Raw genomic sequence first — 21,638 nt, 5'->3', positions numbered from 1 at the left:
GGCACGCCCTAGCGCCCCTGCGCCACCGCCCCGAAGCGGGACACCGTCTCCCGCAGGACGTCCCGGCCCTCCCGCTCCCACAACCCGTCGTTGAACAGCTCCACCTCCACCGGCCCCGCGTACCCGGCCTCCTCGACGTGCCGCCACCACAGCGCCAGGTCCACGGCCCCGTCGCCGAGCTGCCCGCGCCCGTTCAGGACGCCGGCCGGCAGCGGTGTCACCCAGTCCGCGAGCTGGAAGCTCGCGATGCGCCCCGCCGCGCCCGCCCGGGCGATCTGCGCCGGGGCCGCGTCGTCCCACCACACGTGGTACGTGTCGACGCACACCCCCACCTGCTCCGCGGGAAACCGCTCCGCGAGGTCGAGCGCCTGCCCGAGCGTGGAGACGGCGCACCGGTCGGAGGCGAACATCGGGTGGAGCGGTTCGATGGCGAGCCGGACCCCGCGCTCACCGGCGTACGGCGCCAGCTCGGCGATCCCGTCGGCGATCCGCTCCCGCGCCCCCACCAGGTCGTAGGACCCGGCGGGCAGCCCGCCCGAGACGAGCACCAGGACGTCCGTGCCGAGGACGGCGGCCTCGTCGACGGCCCGCTTGTTGTCGTCGACGGCGGCACGCCGCTCCGCCGCGTCGAGCGCGGTGAGGAATCCGCCCCGGCAGTGCGTGGAGACGCTCAGACCGGCGTCGCGCAGCAGCCGGGCCGCCTTCTCGACCCCGTACGCCTGCACGGGCTCGCGCCACGTCCCGACGTACCGCACCCCCGACTCGACGCAGGCGTCGACGAGTTCGGGCAGACCCAGCTGCTTGACGGTCATCTGGTTGAGGGAGAAGAGGGGGTGGGCGACAGGGGCCCCGGGCGCGGTCATCGGGTCACTCCGTACAGGGCGAGCAGCTGCTTCATCCGGGCCTCGGCGAGCCCCGGGTCGGGGAACAGGCCGAGCCCGTCGGCGAGTTCGTAGGCCTTCGCGAAGTGCGGGAGCGAGCGGGCGGACTGGAGCCCGCCGACCATCGCGAAGTGGTCCTGGTGTCCGGCGAGCCAGGCGAGGAACACGACACCGGTCTTGTAGAAGCGGGTCGGCGCCTGGAAGAGGTGCCGCGACAGTTCGACCGTCGGGTCGAGCAGCGCGCGGAACCCGTCCGTGTCCCCGCGGTCCAGCACCCGTACGGCGTGCGCGGCGAGCGGCCCGAGCGGGTCGAAGATGCCGAGCAGCGCGTGGCTGAAGCCGCGCGCGTCGCCGGCGATCAGCTCGGGGTAGTTGAAGTCGTCGCCGGTGTAGCAGCGCACGCCCTGGGGGAGTCTGCGGCGCAGTGCGATCTCGCGCCGCGCGTCGAGCAGCGAGACCTTGATGCCGTCGACCTTGTCCGGGTGCGCGGCGATGACCTCGAGGAACGTCTCGGTGGCGGCGTCGAGGTCGGCGGAGCCCCAGTACCCGTCGAGCGCGGGGTCGAACATGGGGCCGAGCCAGTGCAGGACGACCGGTTCGGCGGCCTGGCGCAGCAGGTGTCCGTAGACGTCGAGGTAGTCCTCGGGGCCGCGGGCGACGGCGGCGAGCGCCCTGGACGCCATGAGGATCGCCTGCGCGCCCGTCCCCTCCACGAGCGCGAGCTGCTCCTCGTACGCGGCCCTGACCTCGGCCAGGTCCTTCGGTACGGCGGTGAGCTGGTCGGTGCCGACGCCGCAGGCGATGCGCCCGCCGACGGCCTGCGCCTCGGCGGCGGACCGCTTGATCAGTTCGGCGGCGCCCGCCCAGTCCAGGCCCATGCCGCGCTGCGCGGTGTCCATGGCCTCGGCGACGCCGAGCCCGTGGGACCACAGGTGGCGGCGGAAGGCGAGGGTGGCGTCCCAGTCGACGGCGGCGGGCCCGTCGGGGCTGGTGTCGGCGAACGGGTCGGCGACGACGTGCGCCGCCGAGAAGACGACCCGGGAGGCGAGCGGGGCGCCGGTGTCGAGGGCGAGCGGCGTGCTGCGCGGCTCGTAGGCGCGCAACTCCCCCGCGCTGTCGGGCAGATGGACGGTCACAGCGTGATCTCCGGTACGTCGACGCGGCGGCCTTCGGCGGAGGCCTTCAGGCCCAGCTCGGCGAGCTGCACGCCGCGGGCGCCGGCCAGCAGGTCCCAGCGGTAGGGCGCGTCGGTGTAGACGTGCCTCAGGAAGAGCTCCCACTGCGCCTTGAAGCCGTTGTCGAACTCCTGGTTGTCCGGGACCTCCTGCCACTGGTCGCGGAACGAGTACGTGGCCGGGATGTCGGGGTTCCACACCGGCTTGGGGGTGGAACTGCGGTGCTGGGCCCGGCAGTTGCGCAGGCCCGCGACGGCCGAACCTTCCGTCCCGTCGACCTGGAACTCGACGAGTTCGTCGCGGTTGACGCGCACCGCCCAGGAGGAGTTGATCTGCGCGATCGCGCCGCCGTCGAGCTCGAAGATGCCGTAGGCGGCGTCGTCGGCGGTGGCGGCGTAGGGCTTGCCGTGCTCGTCCCAGCGCTGTGGGATGTGCGTGGCGGTGAGCGCCTGCACGGAGGTGACGCGGCCGAACAGCTCGTGGAGCACGTACTCCCAGTGCGGGAACATGTCGACGACGATGCCGCCGCCGTCCTCGGAGCGGTAGTTCCAGCTGGGGCGCTGGGCCTCCTGCCAGTCGCCCTCGAAGACCCAGTAGCCGAACTCGCCGCGCACGGACAGGATCTCGCCGAAGAAGCCGCCGTCGATGAGGCGCTTCAGCTTGAGCAGGCCCGGCAGGAAGATCTTGTCCTGGACGACGCCGGACTTCACGCCCGCCGCCCGGGCGAGCCGGGCCAGTTCGAGCGCGCCGTCGAGGCCGGTCGCGGTCGGCTTCTCGGTGTAGACGTGCTTGCCGGCGGCGATCGCCTTCTTGAGGACGTCCTCGCGGCCGGAGGTCATCGCGGCGTCGAAGAAGATGTCGACGCTGTCGTCGGCGAGGACGGCGTCGACGTCGGTGGAGATGTTCGCCTCGTCGAGGCCGTGCCGCTCGGCGAGCGCCTTGAGGGCGTACTCCCGGCGACCGAGGAGCACGGGCTCGGGCCACAGCACCGTGCCGTCGCCGAGGTCGAGCCCGCCCTGCTCGCGCAGCGCGAGGATCGAACGGACGAGGTGCTGGCGGTAGCCCATGCGCCCCGTCACCCCGTTCATGGCGATGCGCACCGTCTTGCGTGTCACGTGAGTCCCTCCGTCGGACCTGCGGCGCCGCGGCGACCGCATTTAGCAAGCGCTTTCTACATGAGGAGAAGCTAGCCTCTGCACAGCCGCTCGGACAAGAGCGGGCGCACGACCGATCCGGGCGGGGCTCTCGCCCGCAGACCCGGACCGGCCCTGGACAGGCCAGAGGACCGAGGCCGACGGAGGCTGACTCGACGATGACCGTGACCCTGGCGGATGTGGCCGCCCGCGCACAGGTGTCCCCCGCCACCGTCTCGCGCGTCCTGAACGGCAACTATCCGGTGGCCGCCGCCACCCGTGAGCGCGTCCTGAAGGCCGTCGACGAACTGGACTACGTCCTCAACGGCCCCGCGAGCGCGCTCGCCGCCGCCACCTCCGACCTGGTCGGGGTCATGGTCAACGACATCGCCGACCCGTTCTTCGGGATCATGGCCTCCGCGGTGCAGTCGGAGATCGTGGGCCCGGGCGGCCGGGCGGGCGGCGAGCGCCTCGCCGTCGTCTGCAACACGGGCGGCTCCCCCGAGCGCGAGCTCACCTACCTCACCCTGCTGCAGCGCCAGCGTGCCGCCGCCGTCGTCCTGACCGGCGGCGCGATCGAGGACGAGGCGCATGTCGCGGCCGTCGCGGGCAAGCTGCGGCGCCTGTCGGAGGCGGGCACCCGCGTCGTCCTGTGCGGCCGCCCGCCGGTGCCCGGCACCGACGCGGTCTCCGTGACCTTCGACAACCGGGGCGGCGGACGCGAGCTGACCCGCCACCTCCTCGCCCTCGGACACCGCCGCATCGGCTACGTCGCCGGCCCCGAGGAGCGCACGACGACCCGGCACCGCTTGGAGGGCCACCGCGAGGCGCTCGCCGACGCGGGCGTCACCGCGTCCGACGACCTGGTGGTGCACGGCACGTACGACCGTGCGACCGGCCGCGCGGCGACCGCGGAACTCCTGCGCGGCGCCCCGGACCTGACCGCGATCGTCGCGGCGAACGACACGGTGGCGCTCGGCGCCTGCGCGGCCCTGCGCGAGGCCGGCCTGCGCGTCCCCGAGGACGTGTCGGTGGCCGGCTTCGACGACCTCCCCTTCAGCGCGGACGCCGTCCCCGCCCTCACGACCGTCCGCCTCCCCCTCAGCGACACGGCGGCCCGCGCGGGCCGCATCGCGATGGGCCGCGAGGAGGCCCCCGAGGGCGGTGTCGACGTGGTCGGCGGCGAACTGATCGTCCGCGCCTCGACGGCACCGCCGCGGGCCTGAAAAGGGCAGGGCGCCCGGGAACGAAAAGAACTCAGAGCATGATGAGCAGCCGCGTGTTCGCCTTCAGCTTCCGATTGACCGAGCGGCTCTGCACATATACCTCCAGCTTCGGATTGTTCCCCGCCTTCACCGACACCGTGCCCTTGATTCCCGTACCGAAAAGCAGATTGCGGGCCGCATCTCCCGTATAAGCGCGGTCGGTGTCCTTCTCCACGACGACGACTTCCTTGTCGGGCTGCACCTGGACGCGCGCGCCGAGCTGGTAATAGCAAGCGCCGCGTTCATAGGTGACCCCCGGGTGCGAATTCACGAAGGGGCGGATCTCGACCTCCTTGTCGACCTTCAGGAGGCGGTATTTGTCGGCCGGTATCGGCTCCAGGTTCGCCCGCACCTCGTCGACGGATATGTCCTGGCCGACCGCGAACAGGTTCTTCGTGCCGCGCACGCCCTGCTCGCGCCCGCGCAGGAAGCTGGTGGCGGCGGCGCGCACCGTGCCGATGGCCTCCTCGACGCCCTGCTTCGAGTCGGCGTCCCAGATCGCGATGTTCCCCGCGGGGAAGCCGTAGTTCTGCGCGGTGCGTTTGGCCAGGGAGTTCGGCACGAGGATCGCGGACGTCCAGTGGTCCGGCAGGCCGCCCATCTTGGCGGTGATCCGGTCGAGCCACGGGCCGAGGATCGACATGTCGCCGTCGTGCCGGCGGTCCCCGCCCGACGCGTTCTCCTCGCCGTCCGTCACGACGATCTGGAGGAAGCTGTGCTCCCCGTACTCCTCCCAGATGTGGTCCAGGTCGTCCAGGGACTTGAGGGAGGCCTCGATGAGCGCCGTCGCCCCGTTGTTCACCTTGTAGAGCCCGCGCATGGACGGAAGGTGCTTCACGTCCATGTCCCACACCAGGTTCTCCACCCGGTGGTCGAAGGAATAGAGGCTGATCCGCGTCTCGTGACCGAGGCTGTCCGATTCCGCCTTCAGTCCGGCCACGAATTCGTCGACGACGCGCACGAGCTGGTGCTGGTGCTGGTACATGGAACCGGAACTGTCCACGACGAGTGCGACGTGATTCACCTTGTGCTGGATCTTGCGCACAGACATGCCTACGCTCCCCCTCCGACGGGAATTCCCCGTCCCCCGAGTGATGTATTCACTCTAGGGGCGACCACTGACAACGCCCCTTTCTCCGGGAGCCGCCCGGCGCGGAGCACGCCGAGGCTCCCCGGACCACCCCGGGCCGTAGATGGTTGTACGGCGAAAGGTCGCACTTTGAACGAGAATCCGTCACGGCTCCCTCACGCTTGCCGCTCCCGCCGCCGGCCAGACCGAACAGTCGTCCGGCCGACATAGCCTGGCGAGGTCTCTCATGGCACCGCGCTGCCCCACATCTCAGCCGTGACGCCGCGCCCTGCCCCGCTTGACAGATCGGACCCGCACCATGGCCCCGCCCCGCCCCCGTTTGTCCCGCTTCCGCCGCGAAGTGCCGCTGCCGGCCGTACCCCGCCAGCCCGTCCCCGCGGACGCGGCGGCGCCACCGGCCGACCCGGCCGCGCAGCGCCGGGCCGCGCTCCTCGCGGGCGACGACGCCCTGTCCGAGGTCACGGCCGACGGGCGGACCTGGGTCGGACGCCGGGTGGGCGGGCTCGACGAGGGCCGGGCGGCGGAGCGCAATCTGCGGCTGGTCACCGACGCCCTGCGGCACGCGGGCGTCGACTACTTCATGGTTCCGGGCCGCTCCGTGCAGCGGTACGTCGTCGGCATCCGGCTCACCGACCGCAAGGCCCTGCTGAGCGCCCTGCGCGAGCTGTACGCGGGCACCGCCCTGTACGCCGCCGAGCCCACCTCGGACAACTGGCCCGCGACCGCCGCCCTCTACGCCGAGGGCGCCCTGCCCACCCAGCTCAAGCGGCGCCCGGTCATCCGCTTCGGCGAGATCCTGCTCGGCCCGGCCGGTCAGGTGCTCGGCAGCCTCGTGGGCGGCTGCGACGTGGAGTTCTGGCGGGACGGCGGGCAGCTCCGCGAGCAGCGGGACGAGGGGGACGAGCGCGCCGAGGAGATACTCCGCGGCCTGCGCTTCCAGGCTCCCCCGGCCCTGCTCGACGGCGCCCTCGTCGCCCCGCGCCCCAACGCGGTGTCCGACGTCGTCCCCGCCGCGTCGCAGGAGCCCGCCACCCGCAGCGTCCTCGGCGTCGAGCACCCCACGTTCGCCGAGTTCACCGTGCCCGGCATCGACACCGTCACGTTCCCGCTCGACGTCGTCTACACCTGGGTGGACGGCGACGATCCCGAACTGGCCGCGAAGCGCGAGCTGCACCGCACCGGCCGCGCGCCCGACGCACGGTCCCGCGAGGCGGGCGCCTCCCGCTACACGAGCCACGACGAACTCAAGTACTCGCTGCGCTCACTGGAGATGTACGCGCCGTTCCTGCGGAACGTCTACATCGTCACCGACGGCCAGACCCCGCCCTGGCTCGACACCTCGGTGCCCGGCGTCCAGGTCGTCGACCACCGGGACGTCTTCCGGCCGGCCGACGCGCTGCCTGTCTTCAACTCCCACGCCATCGGCACCCAGTTGCACCACATCGAGGGCCTGTCCGAGCAGTACCTCTACTTCAACGACGACGTGTTCCTCGGCCGCCCCGTGATCGCCGGGCACTTCTTCCACGGCAACGGCATCGCCAAGCTGCCCTTCTCCCCCTCCCAGCTCGGCCTGGGCGCCCCGCACCCGGACGAGCCGGCGCCCAACTCGGCGGGCAAGAACGTGCGGCGGCTGCTGCACGCGGAGCACGGGCGGATGACCGTGAACAAGTTCGCGCACGCCCCGCACCCGCAGATCCGCGCGGTGATGCGGGACATCGAGGAGCGATTCGCCGAGGACGTGGACCGCACGAGCCGGTCCCGGTTCCGGGCGCCGACCGACATCGCGATGGGGGCGTCCTTCCACCACCATCACGCGTTCCTCACCGGGCGCGCGGTCCCGGCCACGTACAAGACGCGTTACGTGGACGTGGCCCGGGCGGACGCGGACGAGCGCCTCGCCGAGCTGCTCGCCAACCGCCGCTTCGACTTCTTCTGCCTCAACGACGTGAACACGCCGGTGGAGCAGCAGGACGAGATCAACGAGAAGATCCACACGTTCCTGGAGGCCTACTTCCCGTTCCCGAGCCGCTTCGAGCGGTCCTCCGGGGCGGCGGACTGACCCCGCACCTCACAGCACCTGAGTCTCCCCCACAGGAGCCTCCAGCACCTGAGTCTCCAGCACCTGCTTCTCCAGCAGGGTGAACGACTTCGGCTTCGCGCCCGGCTGGGGCTTGCCCTCCTTGTGGCCGACGACCCGGTATCCGGCCTTGACGTAGTACGTCTTCAGGGCCGGATTGGTGGACACGCAGTCGAGCCGCACCAAGGGCAGCCCCCGCTCGGCGACGCGGCGCTCCGCCGCGCGCAGGAGTTCCCGGCCCGTGCCGGGCGGGACGCTGCCGTGCGCCACCATCAGGCGGTGCACATATCCGGCCGTCGCGGGCTGCGGGCCCCACGCGGCCTCGTCCTCCCACCACAACTCCCAGGCCCCGACCGCCCGTTCACCGCTCTCCGCGAGCCACACCTCGCCTCCGCGGTCCTGGGTGCGGCGGAAGTGGTCGACGCCGAGCTCGCCCGGGCGCCACTGGCCGGTGACGCCCCGGCTCAGCATCCAGCGGGCGGCGTCGTCACGCAGTCCCACGACGGTGGCGAGGTCGGTGTCGTCGGCGAGGCGGAAGCGCAAGGTGTTCATGGGGCCGTTCTACCGGGAGGGCGCGGGGCGCAGGACGAGGGTCAGGAAGCCGAAGCTGTCCCGGTAGGCGTGCAGCCACTCGTCGCGGCGGGCGTGGGACCAGGCCAGGACCTCGGCGCTGTCCTCGTGGCCGGGGTGGTCGAGGGCCCACTCGGCGAGCATCCCCCACAGCGACCACTCGTAGGCGTCCAGCTCCTGGCGGGTGCTCGCGTGCCCCTCCACCGGCACCCAGCCGTCGCCCACGACCCGGTCCACGGTCGACGCCAGGTCCGTGAACTCGCCGAGCACCTCGACCGCCTCCGGGGTCGGTTCGCTCAGCCAGTAGCCGTCGCCGATCAGCACGCTTCCCGTCGGGGCGAGGCGGGCGCGGGCCCCTGCGAGCGTGGGCAGCAGCCCGCCGAACGCGTGCGCCGAGCCAACGCTCAGCACCGCGTCGAAGGGCTCCGGCGACGTGTACTCCTCGGCCTTCTGGCAGTGCAGTTCCAGCCGGTCCGCGACGCCGCGCTCCTCGGCCGCCGCCCGCGCGATCTCCAGCGACTTCTCGGACAGGTCCACCCCCACGGCCCGCAGCCCCGGCCGCGTCTCCAGCGCCCGCAGCAGCCACTCCGCCGTCCCGCACCCCAGATCGAGCACGCGGCCACCCTCCCCCGGCAGCACCCGGTCGAGCAGATGCCGTACGGACGCGTCGCCGAGCGGGGACTTGATCGGGTGCCGGGTGTGCGCCAGGTTCGAGATCATCTCAGGGGTCATCCGCGCAGCCTCCCAAGCCGATCGTCCGCGCGCACCCGCTTTTCCGTGAGGCGAGACCGGGTGATGATCACCGGATGGACGAGATCACCCTGATGTCCGACCCGAGGGTCGCCGCGATACCCGTACAGGATTGTGGCGAGCCCCTCGTGGACGTACGCCGCGACGGCTCCCTGCTGGTCGACCCCCGCAAGCAGGACCCGGCGGACGCCTTCGCGCATCTGCGGCAGGGCGTACTGGAGCGGCTGCTCACGGCGCAGGCCGCGCTGCCGCCGGGCCTGCGCCTGCTCTTCGTCGAGGGCTACCGGCCCCCCGCGCTCCAGCGGAGCTACTTCGAGGAGTACGCCGACGAACTGCGCGCCGAGCACCCCGACTGGCCCGAGGACCGCATCCGCACCGCCGCCAGCCGCTACGTCTCGCCGCCCGAGATCGCCCCGCACAGCGCGGGCGCCGCCGTCGACCTCACGCTGGCCGACGCCGACGGACGCGAACTCGACCTGGGGACGCGCATGAACGCGAGCCCCGAGGAGAGCGCGGGCGCCTGCTACACCGAGGCCCCCGGCATCGGCCCCGAGGCCCGCGCCCACCGCCGCACCCTCGGCGCCGCGCTCACCGAGGCCGGCCTGGTCAACTACCCCACGGAGTGGTGGCACTGGTCCTACGGCGACCGCTACTGGGCTCTGCGGACCGGGAGCGGCACGGCCCTGTACGGACCGAAAGACCGCTGAGGGTCGGCCGATTCAGCCGATTCCCTTGAGGAAGCCGAGCAGCGCCTCATTGAAGACCTCGGGCTGTTCGGCGCTCGGCAGGTGGCCGGCGCCCTCGATGACCGTGAGCTGCGCGTGCGGGACCAGGGCCGCGATGGACCGCGCGTCGGAGACCGGCGTGTAGACGTCGTCCGCGCCGACCACGATCAGGGTCGGGACCGTGACCGACGCCAGCGTGTCGCCGTAGTCGGGGCGTTCGGCCCGGCCGCGCAGGGCGGCCGCCGCGCCGCGCGGGTCCGTGGCGCGCATCATGCCGAGGACCTGCGCGGCCACGTCGGGGAGCGCGGTGACGTTGTACGCGGCGAGCATCTTGTCGATGACCTCGTCCGCGTAACCGGCCATGCCCTCGGCGAGGAGGCGGTCGGCGAGGGCGTTGCGGAAGGCCTTGCCGTCGGGGGTCTCGGCGCCGTAGGACGTGTCGGAGAGGACGAGGGCGCGGACCCGGTCCGGGTGACGGCGGTGGAAGTCCATACAGATCTGGCCGCCCATGGAGACGCCGCCGATCACGGTGCGTTCGATGCCCAGGTGGTCGAGGAGCGCCGCGATGTCGTCGGCGAAGTCGGAGAGGAAGACCTGGCCCGGGGTCACGTCGCTGTCCCCGTAGCCGCGCAGGTCGGGGGTGATGACGCGGTGTCCGGCGGCGGCGAGGGCGTGGGCCTGCGGGGCCCAGAGCGTGTGGTCGAACGGGTGGCCGTGGACCAGGACGACCGGGATGCCGTCCGCGGGTCCGGACTCGGCGCAGTTCAGGGTGATGTCGCGGTCGGTGAGGGTGATGCGGCGGACGCTGCTCATCGCGGTTCCTTGGGTCGTTCCGGTGGCGGGCTCAGGTCAGGGAGAGGACGCAGAACTCGTGGTCCTCGGGGTCGGCGAGCACCGTCCACGACACGTCGGGGCCCTGGCCGAGGTCGAGGTCGGTGGCGCCGAGGGCGCGGAGTCGGTCCGCCTCGGCCGTCTTGTCGTCGCCGGGGTACGGCAGCAGGTCGAGGTGGATCCGGCGGGTGGGGGCGGCGGTCGGCGGAGTCGGTGCACGCAGGAATTCCACGTACGGGCCGATGCCCTGCGCCGAGCGGAGGCGGGCCACCTCGCCGTTCGTCTCCACGACCGTCCAGTCGATCGCCTCGCCCCAGAAGCGGGCCATCGCGCGGGGGTCGGCGCAGTCGACGACGACGGCCGCGAGGGGCCCGGTGTCCCGGTAGGTCTCGCGCGGCTCCAGCACGCAGAACTCGTTGCCCTCCGGATCGGCGAGGACCGTCCAGGGCAGGTCGTCGCCCTGGCCGATGTCGGCGGGGGTCGCGCCGAGGGTCTTCAGGCGGGCGATCAGGTCCGCCTGGTGGGCGGGCGAGGTGGTGGCGAGGTCGAGGTGCACGCGGTTCTTCGCGGCCGTCTTCGCGTCGGGTACGGCGATGACGTCGAGGGCCACCGCGGTGCCCGGGTCGCGCCAGTCGAAGCCGGGCGGCTGTACGGTCGTCCCGCCGGGCCCGGCGCTGACGGCGTCCCAGCCGAGCGCCTGCCCCCAGAACCGGCCGACCGCGACGTGGTCGACGGCCTTGACGTTCACCTGCATCGGTCGCAACGGCATGTTCGTGATCTTACGGAGCCCGCTCCTCGGGCGTCGCCCCTATTCTCCCGTCATGCCGATCATGAACACGCCCGCGCCCAGCCCCTCCGACGACGCCCAACTGGCCGTCCAGGCCGCCCTGTCCGGCGCCGCCGTCGTGCGCGCGATGTACGGGACCTCGCTCGCCCGCGTCGACAAGGGCGGCGGCGACTTCGCCACCGCCGCGGATCTGGCGGCCGAGGAGGCCGTCCTCGACGTGCTGCGGCGGGCCCGGCCCGGGGACGCCGTGACGGGCGAGGAGAGCGGGCGCGGCGGGGCCGAGGGAGCCGCGCGACGCTGGCTGGTGGACCCCTTGTGCGGGACGCTCAACTACGCCGTCCGCACCCCGCTGGTCGGCGTCAACGTCGCGCTCCAGGTGGACGGTTCGACCCGCGCCGCCGCGACCGCCGATCCCTTCAACGAGGAGGTCTTCTGGACGGACGGCCACGGGAACGGGAACGGGAACGGGACCGGGACCGGGACCGGGACCGGGGGTTCCTGGCTCCGGGACGCAGAGGGCACCGACCACCCCCTCTCCCCCTCGGCCGCCTCCCGCCTCGTGGACGTCAACCTCGATCCGCCGTTCCCGAACGCCCCGGACTTCAGCGCGGCCCGCCTCCTCGCCGCCCCCGGTTTCGCCGAGCACTTCCGCCCCCGCGTCGTCTCCACGACCCTCGCGGTCGCCTGGGTCGCGGCCGGCCGCCGGGCCGCGTACGTCACGGACGGCGACCTCCGCGACAGCGTCCACTTCGCCGCCGGCATCGCCCTGTGCCGCGCGGCCGGCTGCGTCGTGACGGGCCTACGCGGGGAGCCGGTCCTGAGCGGCCCGGACGGGCTGATCGTGGCGGCCGACGCGGAGACGCACGCGGTGCTGCTGGGGCTCGTTCGCGGGGAGCGGTGCGGGCCGGGGGCGGGCGGAGACCGGTCTGTCAGGGCTTGACGGGTTTCACCTTCTTCTCGGTGCCGTTCACCCGGACCGTGACGGGGCCTTGGTCGCGGGCACGGTCAGCCACGATCTCGTAGGACGTGACCTTCCCGTCGCGCCATGCGCAGCCGACCTCGTAGCCGCCCCGGGCCCGGAGGCCGGTGAAGGACCCCTCGGCCTTCCACGCGTCCGGCAGGGCGGGCAGCAGGTGGAGGGTGCCGTCGTGGCTCTGGAGGAGCATCTCCGCGACGGCGCCCGCGATGCCGAAGTTGCCGTCCATCTGGAAGGGCGGGTGGTTGCAGAACAGGTTCGGCAGCGTGTTGTACGTGAGCAGGCCCCGCAGCATGATCCGGGCGCGCAGGCCGTCGCCGAGGCGGGCGAAGAGGGCGGCCCGCCAGGGCCAGGTCCACGAGCGGCGGCTGTCGCCCGACACGGTCGCGGCGGTGAAGGGGACACCTTCCTTCTCTCCGCATCGCGCTTTGAGCGACACGAGGGCGGCGGCCGCGAGGTCGGCGTTCTTCGGGGTGATCTGGCGGCCCGGGTAGACGGCGAAGAGGTGTGAGGTGTGGCGATGGATGTCGGTGGGACTGTCGATGTCCTCCTGCCACTCCTGCAACTGGCCCCATCGGCCGATCTTGTTCGGCGCGAGGCGTGCCTGGAGGTCGGCGATCTTCGCCCGGTGGCCGGGGTCCGCGTCGAGCGCCGCCTCGCAGTCCAGGTAGTTCTGGAACAGGTCCCAGATGATCTGCTGGTCGTACATGACGCCGTCCTCGCGCGGCCCGTGCTCGGGGGACCAACCGTCCGGCGAGACGAGGAGGCCGTCCTCGCGCTCCTTGAGCCGGTCCTCCCAGAACGCGCAGATCTCCTTGATCATCGGGTAGGCGGTCCTGCGGAGGTAGGTCAGGTCCTGGGTGAACGCCCAGTGTTCGTAGAGGTGTTGGGCGTACCAGGCGCTCGCGACGGTGTTCCACTCCCACGCGTTGCCGCCGAAGACGCTCTGGCTGGTGCGGGCGGTCCAGCCCCGCGTGTCCTTGCCGAAGGCGTTGCGGGTCGCGACGCGGCTGGGCACGGCGACCTGTCGGACGAAGCCGACGAGGGCCTCGTGGCACTCGGGCAGGTTCGTCGTCTCGGCTCCCCAGTAGTTCATCTGGATGTTGATGTTGGTGTGGTAGTCGGAGGCCCAGGCCGGGGAGTTGCTGTCGTTCCACAGGCCCTGGAGGTTGGCGGGCAGGCCGCCGGGGCGCGAGGAGCTGATCAGGAGGTACCGGCTGAGGTCGAACATCGTCTGTTCGAGGGTGGGGTCCTCGCCGCCGGCCGCGTAGCGCGCGAGCCGGGCGTCGGTCGGCAGGGCGAGGACGGCGTCGTCCGTGGTGCCCCAGTCGACGGAGACCCGGGAAGTCAACGCCCGGGTGGCGGCCGTGTGTTCGTCGCGCAGTGCGTCGTAGGTGCGGGTGGCCGCCTGGTCGAGCGCCGCCGTGACGGCGGGCCCGGGGTCGGCTCCGCGCCATCCGGCGGCGGCGTCGAGCCGGTAGTCGGTGCGGGCGTCGAGCAGCAGGGTCAGCCGTGTGCAGTCCTTGAACCGCAGTACGGCCCCGTCGGCGCCGAACGTGCCGTCGGTGTCGACGACCCGGACGGTGCAGGCGTGCCGGAGGCCGTTGCCCAGGGCGCCGTGGAAGGCGATCCGGCGGGCGTCGCCGTCGGCGGTCGCCGGTGCGTCCTGCTGCGCCGAGGTCAGGGAGATCGTTCCGGTGAGTCCCCGGTCGTCGTCCGTCGTGTACCGGAAGACCATGACGTCCGCGGAGCGGCTCGCGAAGGCCTCCCGAAATACGCGCCGTCCCGGGGCTCCGAAGCGGCTGACGTGGACGCCCCGGGAGAAGTCGAGGGCCCGCTCGTAGTCGACGACGGTGCGCCGTGCGCGGGTGTCGAATCCCGGGCCCGCCAGGGCGATCTCCGCGATCTGGAAGCCGGTGGCGTCCGCGCCGGGGGTGAAGGCGATCCGGTAGGCGCGGTAGGCCGTGCCGTCGGCGAGGCGGAAGGTCCGGCTCTCGCCGCGCCCGGCGAAGGGGGCGCCGGGGCTCTGCGTATCGAGAGTGACCCAGGCCTGACCGTCCTTCGACGCCTGGAGCTCCCAGCGTCGCGGGTCGTCCTGGGGGCGGTCGGGGGCCGCGGTCAGGGTGTACGAGGTGACGGCGGCGGCGGTGGGCAGGTCGGCCTGCCAGACGACCCGCGCCGCGCCGGGCTCGGCCCGCCAGACCGTGGCCGGGTCGCGGTCCACCGAGGCGGAGATGCCCGTGGCCGCGCCCGCCGCCCCGGAGCCCTCGGAGTGTCCGCTCGGCGACGACAGGTACACGCGGCTGTCGTTCGCGCCGAGGTCGACGCCGGTCAGGCCGATCTCACCGACCTGGAAGTGGCTGACCCCCGCCGCGGGAACGAAGTCGAAGCGGTAGAAGCGGTGGGCGGCGGTGGGTCTGGCGCAGGTGAACTCCTTGGTCTGCGCCCGGTTCTCGAAGGGGGCCGGCAGCGTACGGCTGTCGAGCACGGTCCAGGTGTCGCCGTCGCGGGAGCCGGAGAGCGTCCATTCCCGCGGGTCGCGCTCCGGCACGTCGTTCGCGCTCGTCAGCCGGTAGGAGGTGACCTCGACGGGCTCGGGGAGCTCCGCCTGCCACCGCACCTTCGCACCCGGTCCCTCGATGCACCACTTGGTGCCCGTCCTGCCGTCGTACGTCTTGTCGACGCCCTCCGTCGCGGAGGTCCGGTACGGCCCGCCCGGGGCGGTGACCTTCGGCTTCGCGGGGCCGAAGGCGACGGTGAGGTCACCGAAGTTCCGGTACGAGCCGAAGCCGGTCATGCTCGTGTCGAAGGCGTCGTCCGGTTCTCCGGCGAGGGCGTTGTCGTAGTCGTTGACACCGCCCCACAGGCTCTGCTCGTTGAACTGGATCCGCTCCTCGTCGGGGTCGGCGAAGAGCATCGCGCCGAGCCGGCCGTTCCCGATCGGCAGGGCCTGCGACTGCCAGTCCGTCGCGGGGACCGTGTACGTCAGCGCCTTGCGCGACAGGGCCGGCCACCGGAGGGGCGCGGGGGCGCCCGCGGGCGCGGCGGCGGCCGGTCCCGCCGGGGTCGCCCCGGCGAGCTGGGTGATCAGCGGTGCGAGGGCGAGGGCCCCGCCGAGCTTGAGGACGCTGCGTCGGTGCGGGTCGAGTTCCTGGGGCACGGCGAGACCTCCCGGCCGATTGATCGGCTCATTCGCGGGGCGTGGGGGTGGCGCTTCCCTGAAGTGTGGCGGAGTGCGCATCCTGCCCGCAGGAGAGATCGGATGTCTAGGGGTCTACCGTGCCGGACACATGGACGCCCCGCACCCCTCGGCGTACGCTGGCAGAACCCTCGATCTCTGACTCAGTCAATGATTCACGTCGCAAGGTGGCGTCATGACCGTGCAGGACATCCGGTCCTTCAACCGCTTCTACACCAATGTCATCGGGGCGCTGGACTACGGCCGGCACCTGTACGCCCCGTACACGCTCACCGAGTCCCGGGTGCTGTACGAGCTGGCGCACACGGAGCATGTCGACGCCGCCGATCTGCGCGCGCGGCTGTCGCTCGACTCGGGGTATCTCAGCCGGATCCTCGGGAAGTTCGAGCGGGCGGGGCTCGTCGAGCGGGCCTCGTCGGGGGACGACGCCCGGCGGCGGCGGGTCACCCTCACCGCGCGCGGGCGCGGCGCCGCGGACCTGCTGGACGAGCGGTCCCGGGAGGCGGTCGGTTCGCTGCTCGCCTCCGTGCCGGCCGGTGACCGGGAGCGGCTCTCCGAGGCGCTGCGCACCGTGCGGGAGGTCCTCGGCGACGGGCGCGCCGCCCCGCACCCGGACAACGTGCTGCTGCGCGAGCCCGGACCCGGCGACCTCGGCTGGATCGTGGCGCGCAACGGGGCGGTGTACGCGGCCGAGTTCGGCTGGAACGCGGACTACGAGGGGCTGGTCGCCCGGATCGTCGCCGACTTCGCCCAGGACCACGACCCGCATCTGGAGCGGGTGTGGATCGCCGAGCTGGACGGGCGGCCCGTGGGGTGCGTGATGTGCGTACGGGACGCGGCGCCCGGCACGGCCCGGCTGCGGCTGCTGCTCGTCGAGCCGGAGGCCAGGGGGCTCGGGATCGGGGACCGGCTGGTGCGGGCCGTCGTCGACTTCGCGCGCGGGGTCGGGTACCGGGAGCTCGTGCTGTGGACGAACGACGTGCTGGAGGCGGCCCGGTCGCTCTACCGGCGGCACGGGTTCGTGCTGGCCGGCGAGAAGCCGCACCGGTCGTTCGGGGCCGATCTGACCGGGCAGGACTGGCGGTTGCCCTTGCGCGACGGCGGCGCTGGGTAAGGTCCGGGCCATGAAGCTGGCGTTCTCCACCCTCGGTGTCCCTGGTCTCCCGCTCCCGAACGTCCTCGCGCTCGCCACGGAGCACGGCTATCACGGGGTGGAGCTGCGCGCCCATCCCGAGGAGCCGGTGCATCTGGGGCTCACGCCCGGGGAACGGGCCGATGTGGCCGCGGCGTTCGGCGACGCGGGCGTGGAGGTGCTCGGGGTCGCCGGATACGCGCGCGTGGCGGCGCCCGGGGAGGACGGGCCGGTGCTCGAGGAGATGCGGGAGCTGGTCGATCTCGCCGGGGACATCGGGGCCTCGTACGTGCGGGTCTTTCCCGGGGCCGGGGAGGAGCAGGACGCCGAGGTGGCCGACGCGGCCGCGGCGCGGCGGCTCGGGGCAGTGGCCGCGCATGCGGCGGACCGGGGGGTGCGCGTGCTCCTCGAGACGCACGACTCGCATCGGACCGGGGCGGACGCGTGCCGGGTGGTGGGGGCCGTGGGGCACCGGAGCGTCGGGGTGCTCTGGGACGTGATGCACACGTGGCTGGGTGGGGAGCAGCCCGGCGAGACGTACGCGGCGATCTCGCCCTACCTGGGGTATGTGCAGGTCAAGGACATCGCGGGCGACGGCGACACGGTGCCGCTGCCGCTCGGGCGTGGGGGGTTGCCGCTCGGGGAGTGTGTGGAGGTGCTCAGTCGGGCGGGCTGGGACGGGTGGTTGTGCTGGGAGTACGAGGCCCGCTGGTACGACGGGATCCCGGCGCTTCCGGGGTTGTTGGGGGCGGGGCGCGATTATGTGGGCCGGTTGCTGAACGAGTCGGCGTAGGGCGGGGTTTGGTTGCGTCGCCGGGTGCAGCCCGGTGGGGGCTGGTCGCGCAGTTCCCCGCGCCCCTGAAATGCAGACCCTTCGGGTCGCATTTCCCCGATGAGGCGCAGCCTCATCAGGGGCGCGGGGAACTGCGCGAGAAGCCCCACCGGCCGGCAGACCGCGACGAAGCCGGGGGACGGCAGACGCGGTCGAACACCCGCCACACCCCGGAGGGAACCGCCAAGTGCCTTGACTGGCAGAAACTTTCTCGATATCCGTGTCGCGCGGAAGTTTTCTTCACACCGCCCCTCCCTCCGGAAGGAGCGCACGTGCCCCAGCTGTCCAGACGTACGCTGATCGCCGCCGCGACCGCCACCGCCGGTGTCGCCGCCGCAGGCCTGAGCGCCGCACCCGCCCAGGCGTCCACCTCACCCGATGACGACCGAGCCCGTTCCGACCGGGCCCTCCGGCAGGTCATCTCCGGGATGTCCCTGGAGGAGAAGGTCGGCCAGCTGTTCGTGATGCGGGTCTACGGTCATTCGGCCACCGACCCCGACCAGGCCGACATCGACGCCAACCTCAAGGAGATCGGCGTCCGCACGGCCGCCGAGATGATCGACCGGTACAAGCTGGGCGGCATCATCTACTTCGCGTGGGCGCACAACGTCCGCGACCCGCACCAGATCGCCGACCTGAGCAACGGGATCCAGGCCGCGGGCCTCGCCCAGAACTCCCGCGTCCCGTTGCTGATCTCGACGGACCAGGAGCACGGGATAGTGGCCCGGGTCGGCAAGCCCGCCACCCTGTTCCCGGGCGCGATGGCGCTCGGCGCGGGCGGCTCGCGGGCCGACGCCCACAAGGCGGGCCAGATCGCGGGCGCCGAACTGCGCGCGGTCGGCATCCGGCAGGACTACGCGCCGGACGCGGACGTCAACATCAACCCGGCGAACCCGGTGATCGGCGTCCGCTCCTTCGGCGCCGACCCGAAGGCCGTCGCCGGGATGGTCGCCGCCCAGGTCAAGGGCTACCAGTCCGCGCACATCGCGTCGACGGCCAAGCACTTCCCCGGGCACGGTGACACGGTCGACGACTCGCACGCCAAGCTGCCGTACATCCACCACACGCGCGAGCAGTGGGAGCAGCTGGACAAGCCGTCGTTCGTGGCGGCGATCGCCGCCGGCATCGACTCGATCATGACGGCGCACATCGTCGTCCCGGCGCTCGACCCGGCCGAGGACCCGGCGACCCTTTCGCACCCGATCCTCACCGGCATCCTGCGCGAGCAGCTCGGCTACGACGGGGTCGTGGTCACCGACTCGCTCGGCATGCAGGGCGTGCGCACCAAGTACGGCGACGAGCGGGTGCCGGTGCTCGCCCTGAAGGCAGGCGTGGACCAGCTGCTCAACCCGCCGTCCCTGTCCGTCGCGTGGAACGCGGTGCTGAACGCCGTGAAGGGCGGGGAGCTGACCGAGGAGCGGCTCGACGAGTCGATCCTGCGCATCCTGCGGCTCAAGGCCAAGCTGGGCCTGTTCGACGAGCCGTACGTGGCGCACGACCAGGTCGACAAGACGGTCGGCACGCACCAGCATCTCGCCGCCGCCGACCGGATCGCCGAGCGCACGACGACGCTCCTGGTGAACAAGGACCGGCTGCTGCCGCTGAACCGGCGCACCCACAAGAAGGTCCTGGTGCTCGGCGCGAACCCGGCCTCGCCCTCACTCAGCGACGGACCGCCCACCACCGTGCTCGGGGCCGCGCTCACCGAACTCGGCTTCACCGCCACGGTCCTGGCCACCGGAACGGCCCCCAGCCAGGCCGCGATCGACCAGGCCGTCGCCGCCGCGGCGGGGCAGGACGCGGTGCTGATCGGCACGTACAACGTGACGGCGGGCAGCGCGCAGCAGAAGCTGGTGCGGGCGGTCGCGGCGACCGGTGTCCCGGTGGTCACCCTGTCGATGCGCAACCCGTACGACGTCGCTCAACTGGACGTCTCGGCCGCGCATGTGGCCGCGTACTCCTGGATCGACGTGGAGCTGCGGGCGGCGGTACGTGTTCTCACGGGCGCCGCCGAGCCGCAGGGCAAGCTGCCCGTGCCGGTGCAGCGAGCCGACGACCCGTCGAAGGAACTCTTCCCGATCGGGTACGGGCTGTCGTACTGACGGATTCCCGTCTGCCCGCAGCCGGCTCGATCCCGGCTGCGGGCCGGTGGGGGCCGTTCGCGCAGTTCCCCGCGCCCCTACTGAGGCTGCGCCTCATCGGGGAAATGCGACCCGAAGGGTCTGCATTTCAGGGGCGCGGGGAACTGCGCGGCCCGCCCCCACCGGGCCCGCAGCCGCCCGGTGACCTACGGCCGCAGGGACAGACCGCGCTGAACCCCAGGCCGGTCCAGCCTCTTGTCATGCGCGGCCAGCGCGGTCGTTCCGGACAGGCCCGCCCAGTCGAGGATGCGCGCCGTGGCGAGCTCCTTGTCGGCCGGCTTGAGGGCCGCCACGTTCGCGCCGTGGTTGGCGTGCGGCGCGTGCATCACGAAGGAGTCGCGCGCGCCCTTGCCGAGGCGGAACGGCTCGGCGCCCCACGGGTCGTTGTCGCCGTACACGTACAGCATGCGGGTGGCGTTGTGGCGCACCCAGCTGTCGACGTCACGCATCGCGGACGGCTCGAACGTCATGGGGATGTCGCGCGGCACGAAGTTCCGCGGCGGCTGGTAGCCGTAGCGGGACAGGTCGGCGAGCCACGGCTGCTTGATGTCGGGCGAGCCGAGCTGGGTGCCCGCCTGGTAGTAGTACGGCGTGTACTGGGTCAGGCCCTGGTCGGCGTAGGAGGCCCAGCCGCCGACCTCGTCGACGTACGTGAACAGGTCGTCGTCGGAGACGGTCGCGGCGTCCGGGACGTCGGCGCAGGCGGACTCGGGCTGGTACTGCCAGAAGCCCCAGAACAGGTCGAGGACGGTCGCCTCGTACGCCTTGTCGAGCGAACCGACCGTGTTCACCGTGTAGTTGTTCGCGGCGAGGAAGTCCTTGTACTTCTTCTCGAGCGCGTCACGGCGCACCAGCGTCTCGCGCTGCACCTTCTGCAGGGCGACGCGGCAGTCCTTCGGGCCGACGTTCGCGAGGAAGGTGTCGTAGGCCGAGTCCTCCTTGTTCACGACGTCGTTCGGGGCGACGTAGGCGACGACGCCGTCCATGTCGCGCGGGTAGAAGCGCTCGTAGTAGGTGGCGGTCATGCCGCCCTTGGAGCCGCCGGTCGTCAGCCAGTTCTGGCCGTAGATCGGCTTGAGCGCCTTGAAGATGCGGTGCTGGTCGCTGGCGGCCTGCCAGATGTTCAGCTTCGACCAGTCGGCGGGCTGCGGCCGGGACGGCGTGAAGAAGCGGTACTCCACGGAGACCTGGTTGCCGTCGACGATCCGGGTGGGCTCGCTGCGCGACGGGTTCGTCGACACGTTGTAGCCGCTGGTGAACATGACCGTCGGGCGGCTGACGTCCTTGTGCAGCACGGTGATGCGCTGCTGGAAGGTGCCGGCCTTCGGGTTCCGGTGGTCGACCGGCTGCGTGTAGTTGAGGACGAAGTAGCGGTAGCCCGCGTACGGCTTCTCCTCGATCAGGCTCATGCCGGGTACGGCGAGAAGCCTGTCCTTGATGTCGGTGGCGGCGGCTGCTGCCGAGGATTCCTCGGCGGCGGTCGCCGTCGATATCCCGGCCGCGCTCGCGGTGCCGATGAGCACCACGAGCGACAGCAGCCATCTGAGCGCTGTGCGCATGCACCCTCCCCTGGAGATTCACAGATGCGCCCCGGAAACTATCGGAGCAATTCCTGCACCACCAGAGGTATTTGGTGTTCGCTCAGGATCATGTCATGACCGGATGAGGTGCGACCTCAGCACAGGATCCAGCCGGTTCGGGTGGATGTGCCGCCTACGTGTCCCGTCACGCGGACACAGCGGTGACCGGCGTGGACGGTGACCGGACCGGCGTGGTGAGTGAAGTCGCCGCGGTCGACGACGGCCCGGCTGCCGCGCGCCTGGACGCCGACCGACATGCTGCGCCGGGGCCCCGCGGACTTGGCGAGGGTGACGGCGCAGACGTAGTCGCGGTTGCGGTAGACGACGGTCTTGCCGGTACTGAACGACAGACTGCGCACCTGGTGTCCGGGGCACAGCGCGGCGGCCTGGGCGCTGCCCGCGAACGGCCCGCCGAGCAGCAGCATTCCGGCGCCCGCGAGCACGGTCAGCGCGTACGTACCCGCGCGGCGCGCCCCGCGTATGCCGTCTCCCTC

18 protein-coding genes are annotated in these 21,638 nt (G+C 72.3%); 7 read left to right on the top strand and 11 right to left on the bottom strand.

Features of this window, described 5'->3' with window-relative positions; all coding sequences use genetic code 11:
• Positions 1 to 8: 8 nt before the first annotated feature.
• The 3 genes from ACZ4E1_RS19835 to ACZ4E1_RS19825 are packed head-to-tail and all read right to left on the bottom strand — an operon-like array spanning position 9 to position 3,171.
• Positions 9 to 863: a sugar phosphate isomerase/epimerase family protein gene (locus ACZ4E1_RS19835; RefSeq protein ID WP_467540840.1), complete on the bottom strand. Its 855-nt coding sequence runs from the start codon at positions 861 to 863 to the stop codon at positions 9 to 11.
• Entirely contained in the window at positions 860 to 2,017 is a 1,158-nt protein-coding gene (locus ACZ4E1_RS19830) for a dihydrodipicolinate synthase family protein (protein WP_467540838.1), read from the bottom strand. Before ACZ4E1_RS19830 ends, ACZ4E1_RS19835 begins: the two co-directional genes overlap by 4 nt.
• Complete coding sequence (locus tag ACZ4E1_RS19825) at positions 2,014 to 3,171, bottom strand: Gfo/Idh/MocA family protein (RefSeq protein WP_467540837.1); 1,158 nt, start codon at positions 3,169 to 3,171, stop codon at positions 2,014 to 2,016. Before ACZ4E1_RS19825 ends, ACZ4E1_RS19830 begins: the two co-directional genes overlap by 4 nt.
• A 197-nt stretch (positions 3,172 to 3,368) precedes the next feature.
• Here ACZ4E1_RS19825 and ACZ4E1_RS19820 point away from each other — a divergent pair, with 197 nt between their 5' ends.
• Entirely contained in the window at positions 3,369 to 4,415 is a 1,047-nt protein-coding gene (locus tag ACZ4E1_RS19820) for a LacI family DNA-binding transcriptional regulator (protein WP_467540835.1), read from the top strand.
• 31 nt (positions 4,416 to 4,446) lie between these two features.
• Here the strand turns inward: ACZ4E1_RS19820 and ACZ4E1_RS19815 are convergent, their stop codons facing one another.
• The gene (locus ACZ4E1_RS19815; RefSeq protein WP_467540833.1) at positions 4,447 to 5,505 is read right to left on the bottom strand and encodes a vWA domain-containing protein; all 1,059 of its coding nucleotides are present in this window, start codon (positions 5,503 to 5,505) and stop codon (positions 4,447 to 4,449) included.
• Positions 5,506 to 5,842: 337 nt separating this feature from the next.
• On the opposite strand from ACZ4E1_RS19815, the gene ACZ4E1_RS19810 reads away from it, so the two are divergent.
• On the top strand, positions 5,843 to 7,603 hold the full coding sequence (locus tag ACZ4E1_RS19810) for a stealth family protein (protein WP_467541335.1): 1,761 nt from the start codon (positions 5,843 to 5,845) through the stop codon (positions 7,601 to 7,603).
• A gap of 9 nt (positions 7,604 to 7,612) precedes the next feature.
• Here the strand turns inward: ACZ4E1_RS19810 and ACZ4E1_RS19805 are convergent, their stop codons facing one another.
• Both ACZ4E1_RS19805 and ACZ4E1_RS19800 read right to left on the bottom strand, forming a co-directional pair.
• Positions 7,613 to 8,173 (bottom strand): GNAT family N-acetyltransferase, encoded by a 561-nt coding sequence (locus ACZ4E1_RS19805; protein WP_467540831.1) that lies wholly within the window; start codon positions 8,171 to 8,173, stop codon positions 7,613 to 7,615.
• A gap of 9 nt (positions 8,174 to 8,182) precedes the next feature.
• Positions 8,183 to 8,923 (bottom strand): SAM-dependent methyltransferase, encoded by a 741-nt coding sequence (locus ACZ4E1_RS19800; RefSeq protein WP_467540829.1) that lies wholly within the window; start codon positions 8,921 to 8,923, stop codon positions 8,183 to 8,185.
• A 74-nt stretch (positions 8,924 to 8,997) separates the two neighbouring features.
• Between ACZ4E1_RS19800 and ACZ4E1_RS19795 the strand changes: the two genes are divergently transcribed.
• Complete coding sequence (locus ACZ4E1_RS19795; protein ID WP_467540827.1) at positions 8,998 to 9,648, top strand: M15 family metallopeptidase; 651 nt, start codon at positions 8,998 to 9,000, stop codon at positions 9,646 to 9,648.
• Positions 9,649 to 9,660: 12 nt separating this feature from the next.
• Here the strand turns inward: ACZ4E1_RS19795 and ACZ4E1_RS19790 are convergent, their stop codons facing one another.
• Together ACZ4E1_RS19790 and ACZ4E1_RS19785 are read right to left on the bottom strand one after the other, a co-directional pair.
• Positions 9,661 to 10,479, bottom strand: a complete 819-nt coding sequence (locus ACZ4E1_RS19790; RefSeq protein WP_467540825.1) for an alpha/beta fold hydrolase — start codon at positions 10,477 to 10,479, stop codon at positions 9,661 to 9,663.
• A 31-nt stretch (positions 10,480 to 10,510) separates the two neighbouring features.
• Complete coding sequence (locus tag ACZ4E1_RS19785; RefSeq protein ID WP_467540823.1) at positions 10,511 to 11,266, bottom strand: VOC family protein; 756 nt, start codon at positions 11,264 to 11,266, stop codon at positions 10,511 to 10,513.
• A gap of 52 nt (positions 11,267 to 11,318) precedes the next feature.
• Here ACZ4E1_RS19785 and ACZ4E1_RS19780 point away from each other — a divergent pair, with 52 nt between their 5' ends.
• A complete protein-coding gene (locus ACZ4E1_RS19780; RefSeq protein ID WP_467540821.1) occupies positions 11,319 to 12,224 on the top strand; it encodes an inositol monophosphatase family protein in 906 nt (301 codons plus the stop codon).
• Here the strand turns inward: ACZ4E1_RS19780 and ACZ4E1_RS19775 are convergent.
• Positions 12,214 to 15,420, bottom strand: coding sequence for a glycosyl hydrolase family 95 catalytic domain-containing protein (locus tag ACZ4E1_RS19775; RefSeq protein ID WP_467540819.1), 3,207 nt, complete (start codon positions 15,418 to 15,420; stop codon positions 12,214 to 12,216). The genes ACZ4E1_RS19780 and ACZ4E1_RS19775 overlap by 11 nt on opposite strands.
• A 214-nt stretch (positions 15,421 to 15,634) precedes the next feature.
• Between ACZ4E1_RS19775 and ACZ4E1_RS19770 the strand changes: the two genes are divergently transcribed.
• From ACZ4E1_RS19770 to ACZ4E1_RS19760, 3 genes are all read left to right on the top strand, one after another.
• Positions 15,635 to 16,573, top strand: a complete 939-nt coding sequence (locus ACZ4E1_RS19770; RefSeq protein WP_467540817.1) for a bifunctional helix-turn-helix transcriptional regulator/GNAT family N-acetyltransferase — start codon at positions 15,635 to 15,637, stop codon at positions 16,571 to 16,573.
• A 10-nt stretch (positions 16,574 to 16,583) separates the two neighbouring features.
• Complete coding sequence (locus ACZ4E1_RS19765; protein WP_467540815.1) at positions 16,584 to 17,384, top strand: sugar phosphate isomerase/epimerase family protein; 801 nt, start codon at positions 16,584 to 16,586, stop codon at positions 17,382 to 17,384.
• Between the two features lie 311 nt (positions 17,385 to 17,695).
• A complete protein-coding gene (locus ACZ4E1_RS19760; protein WP_467540813.1) occupies positions 17,696 to 19,525 on the top strand; it encodes a glycoside hydrolase family 3 protein in 1,830 nt (609 codons plus the stop codon).
• 185 nt (positions 19,526 to 19,710) lie between these two features.
• On the opposite strand, the gene ACZ4E1_RS19755 is transcribed toward ACZ4E1_RS19760, so the two are convergent.
• Both ACZ4E1_RS19755 and ACZ4E1_RS19750 read right to left on the bottom strand, forming a co-directional pair.
• Positions 19,711 to 21,123 carry a S28 family serine protease gene (locus ACZ4E1_RS19755; RefSeq protein WP_467540811.1) on the bottom strand — a complete coding sequence of 471 codons (1,413 nt, stop codon included), beginning with the start codon at positions 21,121 to 21,123 and terminating at the stop codon, positions 19,711 to 19,713.
• A gap of 116 nt (positions 21,124 to 21,239) precedes the next feature.
• Positions 21,240 to 21,569 carry a hypothetical protein gene (locus ACZ4E1_RS19750; protein WP_467541333.1) on the bottom strand — a complete coding sequence of 110 codons (330 nt, stop codon included), beginning with the start codon at positions 21,567 to 21,569 and terminating at the stop codon, positions 21,240 to 21,242.
• Between the last annotated feature and the right edge of the window lie 69 nt (positions 21,570 to 21,638).

The organism is Streptomyces sp. NPDC025806 (assembly GCF_055558275.1).
The sequence above is the reverse complement of the archived record's forward strand: the minus strand, read 5'-3'. Positions and strand labels throughout refer to the sequence as shown.

Coding starts and splice junctions, on each gene's coding strand:
- ACZ4E1_RS19835 (WP_467540840.1), bottom strand. CDS start 863: ATGACCGCGCCCGGGGCCCCTGTCGCCCACCCCCTCTTCTCCCTCAAC.
- ACZ4E1_RS19820 (WP_467540835.1), top strand. CDS start 3,369: ATGACCGTGACCCTGGCGGATGTGGCCGCCCGCGCACAGGTGTCCCCC.
- ACZ4E1_RS19815 (WP_467540833.1), bottom strand. CDS start 5,505: ATGTCTGTGCGCAAGATCCAGCACAAGGTGAATCACGTCGCACTCGTC.
- ACZ4E1_RS19810 (WP_467541335.1), top strand. CDS start 5,843: ATGGCCCCGCCCCGCCCCCGTTTGTCCCGCTTCCGCCGCGAAGTGCCG.
- ACZ4E1_RS19805 (WP_467540831.1), bottom strand. CDS start 8,173: ATGAACACCTTGCGCTTCCGCCTCGCCGACGACACCGACCTCGCCACC.
- ACZ4E1_RS19800 (WP_467540829.1), bottom strand. CDS start 8,923: ATGACCCCTGAGATGATCTCGAACCTGGCGCACACCCGGCACCCGATC.
- ACZ4E1_RS19795 (WP_467540827.1), top strand. CDS start 8,998: ATGGACGAGATCACCCTGATGTCCGACCCGAGGGTCGCCGCGATACCC.
- ACZ4E1_RS19790 (WP_467540825.1), bottom strand. CDS start 10,479: ATGAGCAGCGTCCGCCGCATCACCCTCACCGACCGCGACATCACCCTG.
- ACZ4E1_RS19785 (WP_467540823.1), bottom strand. CDS start 11,266: ATGCCGTTGCGACCGATGCAGGTGAACGTCAAGGCCGTCGACCACGTC.
- ACZ4E1_RS19780 (WP_467540821.1), top strand. CDS start 11,319: ATGCCGATCATGAACACGCCCGCGCCCAGCCCCTCCGACGACGCCCAA.
- ACZ4E1_RS19770 (WP_467540817.1), top strand. CDS start 15,635: ATGACCGTGCAGGACATCCGGTCCTTCAACCGCTTCTACACCAATGTC.
- ACZ4E1_RS19765 (WP_467540815.1), top strand. CDS start 16,584: ATGAAGCTGGCGTTCTCCACCCTCGGTGTCCCTGGTCTCCCGCTCCCG.
- ACZ4E1_RS19755 (WP_467540811.1), bottom strand. CDS start 21,123: ATGCGCACAGCGCTCAGATGGCTGCTGTCGCTCGTGGTGCTCATCGGC.
- ACZ4E1_RS19750 (WP_467541333.1), bottom strand. CDS start 21,569: ATGCTGCTGCTCGGCGGGCCGTTCGCGGGCAGCGCCCAGGCCGCCGCG.